Raw genomic sequence first — 9,182 nt, forward strand, 5'->3', positions numbered from 1 at the left:
CGCTAGCCTTGCTTCGCAATAGGAAAAGCCAGCACAGTGTTACCAGACAAAGCACGGTCTGAATTGTCTTCATAAACGACTTTCTCTGTGAGTAATGGCCAGTTGTGTGTCATGTCTAGAATAAAACTGCCATACGACCAACTGCCTTTTCTTTTTGTTACCTCTACCTTCAACCCTTGGGCGTGAGAAGACAGCTTCATGCTTAAAGAAACGGGTAGGGATAGTTGATTATGGCTGGTGGCTTTAAAGTGAAACTGCAGGCACTTACCGGTTTCACTGGCTGCTTGTAGGCGCTTGGTTTGGTGTATTTCTAGATCGGCTCCCCATAGCAATACAGAGTGACAAGCACCGCTTTTGAGGCACTGCTCAGCCGCCCACAACGCATCGAGATCGCGTTGAGGCTGGATAACGAGAATATTCTCTAGTTCAACGCCTTGACTGTTAAAAAACTCGGCACAGATCTTCCCTGGCGGGTTAATGAATATGGCCAGTTTTTGCGAGTTTTGTTGAGCTAAATAGGGCGTAAGGAGACGAAGCTCGCCGATCCCTTGTTGTGATTCAACCTCAATAACGCCGTGCGTCGGGAAGCCGCCATCAAGCTGTTTATCCAGTTGAGGATAGCCTGTTGAAGTGGTACTTCCTTGCGTTGTTGATTGTAACCCTTTCCAGATTAGCTGGCGGTCTTGTAAGTTTTTTATTAGTTCATGCATAATTAAATACCTGTATATTTATACAGTATATTTAACAATGAAAAAGATGCAAAGCAAAATGATGAAAATCAGGTGAACTAAATATTAGATGGTTGATTTAGATACAAAAAAAGCCGCTATGGAAGCGACTTTTTACTGTTGGTTAATGATATCAGTTACTTAGGTTGAGCATCGATACATTGGCCATTAATGTCTGTCACACTTGGGTTCATTAAGTGTAGGTACAGTGGGATGATGTCGAGTGGCGTTTTTAGCTTATTCGCATCTTCTCCTGGGTACGCTTTTGCACGCATGCGTGTTTGAGTGCCGCCCGGATTGATTGCGTTAACACGGATGTTAGTGTCTTCAAGCTCGTCCGCTAGGATTTGCATCATACCTTCGGTAGCAAACTTAGAAATCGCGTAAGTGCCCCAGAATGCGCGGCCAGAGTGACCAACCGTTGAAGAGGTAAATACGATGCGACCCGCTTCTGCTTTTTTAAGTGCAGGCAGCAGAGCTTGAGTCATCAAGAACTCAGACTTCACATTGATCTGCATAACATCATCAAAGGTTTCTTCATCAATCTGCTCAAACGGGCTTAGAGTGCCGAGAACACCTGCGTTATGAAGTAGGCCATCTAAACGACCGAACTGTGATTCAATGGTTTCAGCCATATCAATGTAGTTCTGCTTTGTCGCACCTTTTAAATCCAATGGGATAATCGCAGGTTGTGGGTAACCAGCGCTTTCGATTTCATCGTAAATGAATTCAAGGTTTTTAACATTGCGGCCTAACAGAATGACAGTTGCGCCATGTTGAGCGAAGCTTAGTGTTGCTTGGCGACCAATGCCAGCACCGGCACCTGTAACCAAAATTACTTTATCTTTGAGGGCATCTGTAGAGATTGGGTAATCCACTGTGCTTATCCTTCTTTCTTTTATTATGTTCGTCATTCCATTGATGTTTAATCACACAGATAACCGCAGGAATGATGAGAAATTCTTGGTAATCGTGACAAGATGGTTACAATACACTAATTCATACAATAGGGGATATGACATTGGAATTTTTGTTGGACTACGGCTTGTTTTTAGCCAAGATTGCGACCGTTGTAATCGCCATCATCGCAATTTTAGTGATTGCTAAATCTGTGGGTGGGAAATCAAGCGCGATTAAAGGTGAGCTGGAAATCACGAACCTATCTGAACACCACAAACAGACGATTGAACAATTAGAGCACCATCTACACGATGATGCTTTCATCAAAGCCCGTGATAAAGCAGAAAAGAAAGCGGAAAAAGAGAAAGTAAAATCACGCGGTAAAGAAGTGAAGAAAGCAGCGAAAGAGGGTGAGCTTGATAGCAAGCGTGAACCACATCTATTCGTTCTTGATTTTAACGGCAGCATTGATGCGAAAGAAGTGGCTTCATTACGTGAAGAGGTAACGGCGGTTCTGGCTGTGGCTCGTGAAGGTGATGAAGTATTGCTTAAACTTGAGTCTGGCGGTGGCATGGTTCACGGCTATGGTTTAGCGTCTTCTCAACTTGATCGTATCAAAGCGGCAGGTTTGCCTCTGACTATCTCGGTAGACAAAGTCGCAGCAAGTGGCGGTTACATGATGGCATGTATCGCAGACAAAATTGTATCTGCACCGTTTGCTATTGTTGGTTCTATTGGTGTTATCGCTCAACTGCCAAACTTCAACAAACTGCTTAAAAAGCATGATATTGAGTTCGAACAGTTAACGGCGGGTGAGTACAAACGTACATTAACTATGTTTGGTGAGAACAGCGATAAAGCACGCGAGAAGTTTAAAGAAGAGCTAGAAGAGACACATGGCCTATTCAAAGACTTCATTCGTGACCATCGTCCTGCGTTAGATCTTGAAAAAGTAGCAACGGGTGAACACTGGTTTGGTACACAAGCACATGAACTTGGGCTGGTGGATGAGATCAGCACTTCTGATGATTTGGTCGTAGCGGCATGTAAGGACAAAACAGTTCTAGCGATTCACTACGTACAGAAGAAAAAGCTTTCAGACAAACTAGCGGGCGTGGCAGGTAAATCTGCAGACAGCGTGCTGATGAAGCTGATTGAACGCGGTCAAAAGCCGATTGTTTAAGCTTATTGAGTTCTAGTTCTAGTTCTAGTTCTAGTTTTAGGCTTAGTGTCTTACGTTCATTTACAGACGTTTGAGCCTTAAAAAGAAAGCGCATAAGTCATCAGACTTATGCGCTTTTTTATTGCTCCACTTCCGAGCGGGTGACCACTATGTTGTAGGGGGAGCGGAGTTTTATACCAATCACTGACTTACTGTGATTGATATTAAATCTTGGCTCCATAGTCATTACGTTTTGGACAAGTAGTCAGAATCTCTCTATGACCCGTATCTTTGAGCTCTTCCAAAATCACATCAAAGCCCCACAAGCGATAGAGATGCTTCATCACTTCGTCGTAGCCTTTATCAAGCGGGATACGGTCATGAGGCACATATTGCAGTGTCATTGAGCGGTCACCACGAACATCGACGTTAAATACCTGAATATTTGGTTCAAGGTTACTTAGGTTGTATTGTGCCGCAAGCTTCTCACGAATCAGGCGATAGCCCGGATCATCATGAATGGCACTTACCTCAATGGTATTTTTACGGTCGTCGTCGAGTACAGAGAACAGCTTGAAGTCCCGAATGATTTTTGGAGAAAGGTATTGGCTAATAAAGCTTTCATCTTTGAAATTGTGCATCGCAAAGTGCACGGCTTCTAACCAATCACTTCCGGCTAACTCAGGGAACCATTCCTTATCTTCATCGGTTGGTTCTTCACAGATGCGTCGGATGTCTCTAAACATCGCAAAGCCAAGCGCATAAGGGTTTATTCCGCTGAAATAAGGGCTATTGTAGGCGGGTTGTGCGACGACACTGGTGTGGCTGTGTAGGAATTCTAAGATGAACTTATCACTCACCAAGCCTTCGTCGTAAAGATGATTAAGAATAGTGTAATGCCAGAAGGTTGCCCAGCCTTCGTTCATCACTTGAGTTTGTTTTTGAGGGTAGAAGTATTGGCTCACCTTGCGAACAATACGAACACACTCACGCTGCCAAGGTTCAAGCAGTGGTGCGTTCTTCTCGATAAAGTAGAGAATGTTTTCTTGAGGCTCGCTAGGGAAGCGGATCTTGGTCTCTTCTTCCTTACTTTTATTCTGAGGAACGGTTCGCCATAGCTCATTCACTTGAGATTGCAGATAAGCTTCGCGTTCTTCTTGCCTTGCTGTCTCTTCTGCAATGGAAATCTTCTCAGGGCGTTTGTATCGGTCTACGCCGTAATTCATCAGTGCGTGACAAGAGTCAAGGAGCTGCTCGACCTCAGCGACGCCATATTTCTCTTCACAACCACTAATGTACTTCTTAGCGAACAACAGGTAATCGATGATGGAACTGGCATCGGTCCATGTTTGGAACAGGTAGTTGCCTTTAAAGAAAGAGTTGTGGCCGTAACAAGCGTGAGCCATTACCAGCGCTTGCATTGTGACCGTGTTCTCTTCCATCAGATAAGCGATACAAGGATCGGAGTTGATCACGATTTCGTACGCCAAGCCCATCTGACCATGCTTGTAGTTTTGCTCGGTTTGAATGAATTTCTTACCAAATGACCAGTGATTGTAATTGATCGGCATACCAATGCTTGAGTAGGCATCCATCATCTGTTCTGAAGTAATCACTTCAATCTGGTTTGGGTAAGTATCTAAACGGTAATGCTGCGCCACACGCTTAATTTCTACGTGGTATTTCTCCAAGAGGTTGAATGTCCAATCTGGACCATCAGGCAGCATCTTGTCGTTTTTCTTCTTTGCAGCTTTGTCTTTCTCTGCAACGTTTGATTTCGCTGTCATGGCAAACTCCCTTACGCTGTCTCTTTCTGGAACAGTTCTCTAAACACAGGAAAAATATCATCCACCGTTTTAATGTTTTTCATGGCGAAGTTGTCAAAGCTACTCTCGAGTTTTTCGTATTCGTGCCAAAGCGTTTGATGAGAGCGGCGTGTTATTTCGATGTAAGAGTAATATTGGCAAGTTGGCAGAAGCGTATTGACCAGTAACTCTTTACAACGAGGAGAGTCATCAGCCCAGTTATCGCCATCAGAGGCTTGTGCTGCATAGATATTCCACTCATTCGCAGGGTAGCGGTCTGCGACAATTTCCTTCATCAGCTTCAGTGCACTAGAAACAATGGTGCCGCCGGTTTCTTGTGAGTAGAAAAACTCATGTTCATCGACTTCTTTAGCCTGAGTATGGTGACGAATAAACACAACATCGACGTTTTCGTAGGTGCGGTTTAGGAACAGATACAGAAGGACATAAAAGCGCTTCGCAATATCTTTTGTGGCCTGATCCATTGAGCCGGACACATCCATTAAACAGAACATCACGGCTTGGCTAGATGGAATAGGGCGCTTCTCGTAGTTTTTAAAACGTAAGTCGAAGGTGTCAATGAACGGCACGCTTTCAATCTTTTTACGTAACTCGGCAATCTCTTCTTTGAGGCGACCCTCTTCAAAAGGTTGCGCCGGCTCCGTCATTTTAACTTGGTCAAGCTGCTCCATCAGAAGGTTAAGCTCGCGTTTTTTACCTGCTGTCATCGCGGTTCTACGAGCCAGAGATTGCTGCAGTGAACGAACGATAGCGATGTTGGAAGGAATCCCCGCGCTTTGGTAACCAGAGCGGTGAGTTTTCCATTCGGTGATTTTATTGACCTGATTTTTCTCTAAATTAGGCAGAGCTAAATCTTCAAAGAGAATATCAAGATACTCATCTTTTGAAATTTGGAAGGTAAATTCATCTTGGCCTTCGCCATCTGGGCTTGCGTCGCCTTGGCCTGAGCCACCACCTTGACCGCCACCTTTAGGGCGTTCGATTTTATCGCCAGTGATGAACTGATCATTACCTGGGTGAACGCGCTCTCTTACGCCGCCTTGACCTTGGTGAAAGTTCGGCTCTTTGATGTCTTTATGGGGAATAGTGACATCTTCACCCGTTTCTGTATTGGTGATTGAGCGTCGGTTAACTGCATCGGCCACAGATTCTTTGATTTGCTCTTTATGACGTCGTAAGAAACGCTGTCTATTCACAGCACTCTTATTCTTGCCATTGAGCCTCCGATCGATAAATTGTGCCATAAGAACTCCCTCTCAGCTGATGTCGCGATCCTACTTTTTATTCGGGTATAAGAGTTATTGGTTTACTAAGGTATAAAAGTTATTGGTTTATACGAGCTGCTCAGTTGAGCAGCTCAATACCGTTTAGTTATGAGGATTTACGAACTCTTAGGTACCACTCAGATAGCAGTCTCACTTGTTTCTCGGTGTAGCCTTTTTCCATCATACGAGCAACGAAGTCATCATGTTTTTTCTGATCATCCGTTGAGGTCTTAGCATTGAACGAAATAACAGGAAGTAGCTCTTCTGTGTTAGAGAACATTTTCTTCTCAATCACAGTGCGCAGTTTCTCGTAGCTCGTCCACACTGGGTTTTGACCGTTATTGTTGGCTTTGGCACGAAGCACAAAGTTCACAATCTCATTTCGGAAGTCTTTAGGGTTACTGATACCGGCGGTTTTCTCGATTTTCTCTAGTTCACCATTCAGAGAAGCACGGTCAAATAGCTGGCCTGTTTCTGGATCGCGGTACTCTTGGTCTTGAATCCAGAAGTCTGCGTAGGTGACATAGCGGTCGAAAATATTCTGACCGTACTCAGAGTAAGACTCTAGGTAAGCGGTTTGAATTTCTTTACCGATGAACTCTACGTAGCGTGGCACTAGGTATCCTTTCAAAAACTCTAGATACTTCTCAGCGGTCTCTTGAGGGAATTGCTCACGTTCGATTTGCTGCTCAATAACGTAGAACAGGTGCACTGGGTTCGCGGCCACTTCGGCTTGGTCGAAGTTAAACACACGAGACAGGATCTTAAAGGCGAAACGAGTTGATAGCCCAGACATGCCCTCGTCAACGCCAGCATAATCTCGGTACTCTTGGTAGCTCTTCGCTTTTGGATCGGTGTCTTTTAGAGTCTCACCATCGTAAACACGCATTTTTGAGAACAGAGAAGAGTTTTCAGGTTCTTTCAGTCTCGATAGGATGCTGAATTGCGATAGCAGATCGAGTGTGCTTGGTGAACAAGGGGCTTTGGACAGCTCACTGTGTTCCAGCAGTTTCTGGTAGATCTTAACTTCTTCAGAGACGCGCAGACAGTAAGGGACTTTTACAATGTACACACGGTCGAGGAAGGCTTCGTTGTTTTTGTTGTTACGGAAGGTCTGCCACTCGGATTCGTTCGAGTGAGCGAGAATCATACCGTCAAATGGCAGTGCAGAAAGCCCTTCGGTACCATTGAAGTTACCTTCTTGTGTTGCCGTTAGTAGAGGGTGCAATACCTTGATTGGCGCTTTGAACATCTCCACGAATTCCATCACACCTTGGTTGGCTTTACATAACGCACCAGAGTAGCTGTAGGCATCAGGATCATCTTGAGAGAAGTGTTCAAGTTTACGAATATCAACTTTACCAACCAAAGACGAAATATCTTGGTTGTTTTCATCACCTGGCTCTGTTTTCGCGATCGCTACTTGATCGAGAATAGAAGGGCGCAGTTTGATGACTTTGAATTTGGAAATATCACCGCCAAAATCGTGCAGACGTTTCGCTGCCCACGGAGACATAATTGAGCGAAGGTAGCGTTTCTCGATGCCGTATTCGTTCTTCAATAAGTCACCGTCTTCGTTAACATCGAATAGACAGAATGGGTGATCGTTTACTGGGCTTCGTTCACCGTCAGCAGACAATACATAGATTGGTAGTTTCTGCATCAGGGCTTTGAGTTTTTCAGCGAGAGAAGATTTACCACCGCCCACAGGGCCAAGTAGGTAAAGGATTTGTTTACGTTCTTCTAAACCTTGCGCAGCATGTTTTAAGTAAGAAACAATTTGTTCAATCGCATCTTCCATACCGTAGAAATCTTTAAACTCGCTGTAGCGTGAGATGACACGGTTCGAGAAAATACGACTCAGTTGAGGGTCTTGAGCGGTGTCAATAACCTCTGGTTCGCCAATGGCTAGTAATAAGCGCTCGGCAGCATTAGCGTAAGCACTTTTATCGTCTTTACACAGCCCTAAGAACTCTTGCAATGTCAGCTCTTCTTCCTTGGCTGCTTCATAACGTGATTGATAGTGGTCAAAAATACTCATAGTCACATTCCCCTTGTTAACCAGTCAAAACTGACGAGCGATTGAAAAATAGGCTCTCCCTACATTTTAAGGTTAGACCCGCTTCCACAATTTTGCTTAACAATTATGTATTTATTTACAATTTTGCGTGTGAAAAACGTGGCGAGCGCAATAGGCAACTTGAGGCGCGTAGAATCAAATTATTTTACATTCGAGGGGATCTGGCCGTTTGTTTTGAGATTTTAGGTCGCTTAATAATACTCACAATGGATTTATGTGCATTAGATGTATAACTGGGCTCTATTGATTTTTTGGAATGAGGTACCATATAATGCGCGGCGTTATCAAAAATTACTCAATAAATAGGTAGATGTAGTGAAGAATAATGGGTTAAAAATAGTGGCTATCAGTGCTGCGTTACTGGCTTCAACAACAGCACATGCAAGAATCTCGCAGTGGTCATTGGGTGTTGCCGCCTCTTATTCTCCTGCTGTCTATAAAGATACACCATCAAACCGTGCCGTGATCCCTATGATTGGTTATGAAGGTGAGCACTTCTTTATGCGTGGTTTCAGCGCTGGTTATCGCTTATTACCAGCAGGCTCACCGCAAAACATCGTATTTCGAGCGGTTTATGATTCAAGAACATTAAAGCCGGGTGATTCCGATAACGTCGATATTCAAAAGTTGGATGAACGTGATGCCTCGATATTGGGCGGTATCAGCTATCAAGTGATCACTCTGGTTGGTATGTTTGAAGCGACTGCGGGTTCGGATTTAGGCTTTAAGCACAACGGTATTTATGCGGAAGCGGCATGGCGTCTACCTATTCGTCGTAATGGCTGGGCGATTACCCCATCTATTGGTTACGCCTACAACAGCGAGCGTTTGAACAATCATTTATATGGTGTGAGTTCAGCTGAAGCGGCAAGAACTAACTTAGATGAATTCGACGCAGACTGGGATGGTCAGTACTTTATTGGTTTAGGTGGCTATCTGCATGTTACGCCAAATGTTCGAGTAACTGGTGGCGTTCGTTATACCAACCTTGAAGGCGATATTGAGAATAGCCCAATACTTGAAAGTGGCATCAACATGGCCGCGAACGTCGGTGTTGCTTACGTTTTCTAGTTGCTTTGGTTTTTCTCTTTGTGTGCGAACATTAAAAAGGGTTACTCATGATGAGTAACCCTTTTTATTTATGCTGTCCCGTCCTGAAATGTGTTTACACATTGAGGACGAATTATGACTACTTCAAATAATACCTACATTAAGCGCACT

At 44.2% G+C, this 9,182-nt stretch carries 7 protein-coding genes; 2 read left to right on the top strand and 5 right to left on the bottom strand.

Features of this window, described 5'->3' with window-relative positions; genetic code table 11:
* Positions 1 to 2: 2 nt before the first annotated feature.
* Positions 3 to 710 (bottom strand): translesion DNA synthesis-associated protein ImuA, encoded by a 708-nt coding sequence (gene imuA, locus MSG36_RS22150; RefSeq protein WP_248369715.1) that lies wholly within the window; start codon positions 708 to 710, stop codon positions 3 to 5.
* Between the two features lie 155 nt (positions 711 to 865).
* On the bottom strand, positions 866 to 1,606 hold the full coding sequence (locus tag MSG36_RS22155) for a YciK family oxidoreductase (protein WP_248369717.1): 741 nt from the start codon (positions 1,604 to 1,606) through the stop codon (positions 866 to 868).
* Between the two features lie 137 nt (positions 1,607 to 1,743).
* Between MSG36_RS22155 and sohB the strand changes: the two genes are divergently transcribed.
* Positions 1,744 to 2,811: a protease SohB gene (gene sohB, locus MSG36_RS22160; RefSeq protein ID WP_012603584.1), complete on the top strand. Its 1,068-nt coding sequence runs from the start codon at positions 1,744 to 1,746 to the stop codon at positions 2,809 to 2,811.
* Between the two features lie 203 nt (positions 2,812 to 3,014).
* On the opposite strand, the gene MSG36_RS22165 is transcribed toward sohB, so the two are convergent.
* From MSG36_RS22165 to MSG36_RS22175, 3 genes are all read right to left on the bottom strand, one after another.
* Complete coding sequence (locus tag MSG36_RS22165) at positions 3,015 to 4,577, bottom strand: SpoVR family protein (protein ID WP_248369719.1); 1,563 nt, start codon at positions 4,575 to 4,577, stop codon at positions 3,015 to 3,017.
* A gap of 11 nt (positions 4,578 to 4,588) precedes the next feature.
* Positions 4,589 to 5,860 (bottom strand): YeaH/YhbH family protein, encoded by a 1,272-nt coding sequence (locus MSG36_RS22170; RefSeq protein WP_017062133.1) that lies wholly within the window; start codon positions 5,858 to 5,860, stop codon positions 4,589 to 4,591.
* Between the two features lie 127 nt (positions 5,861 to 5,987).
* Positions 5,988 to 7,922: a PrkA family serine protein kinase gene (locus tag MSG36_RS22175; RefSeq protein WP_048607448.1), complete on the bottom strand. Its 1,935-nt coding sequence runs from the start codon at positions 7,920 to 7,922 to the stop codon at positions 5,988 to 5,990.
* Between the two features lie 354 nt (positions 7,923 to 8,276).
* On the opposite strand from MSG36_RS22175, the gene MSG36_RS22180 reads away from it, so the two are divergent.
* Entirely contained in the window at positions 8,277 to 9,032 is a 756-nt protein-coding gene (locus MSG36_RS22180; protein ID WP_248369721.1) for a MipA/OmpV family protein, read from the top strand.
* The last annotated feature ends 150 nt before the right edge of the window (positions 9,033 to 9,182 follow it).

It is taken from the genome of Vibrio sp. 1CM8B, from assembly GCF_023161685.1.
In the GTDB taxonomy this organism is placed as follows: Bacteria; Pseudomonadota; Gammaproteobacteria; order Enterobacterales; family Vibrionaceae; genus Vibrio; species Vibrio coralliirubri.

What these genes read in the sequence shown, in the direction of transcription:
- imuA (WP_248369715.1), bottom strand. Translation starts at nt 710, where the DNA reads ATGCATGAACTAATAAAAAACTTACAAGACCGCCAGCTAATCTGGAAA.
- sohB (WP_012603584.1), top strand. Translation starts at nt 1,744, where the DNA reads ATGACATTGGAATTTTTGTTGGACTACGGCTTGTTTTTAGCCAAGATT.
- MSG36_RS22165 (WP_248369719.1), bottom strand. Translation starts at nt 4,577, where the DNA reads ATGACAGCGAAATCAAACGTTGCAGAGAAAGACAAAGCTGCAAAGAAG.
- MSG36_RS22170 (WP_017062133.1), bottom strand. Translation starts at nt 5,860, where the DNA reads ATGGCACAATTTATCGATCGGAGGCTCAATGGCAAGAATAAGAGTGCT.
- MSG36_RS22175 (WP_048607448.1), bottom strand. Translation starts at nt 7,922, where the DNA reads ATGAGTATTTTTGACCACTATCAATCACGTTATGAAGCAGCCAAGGAA.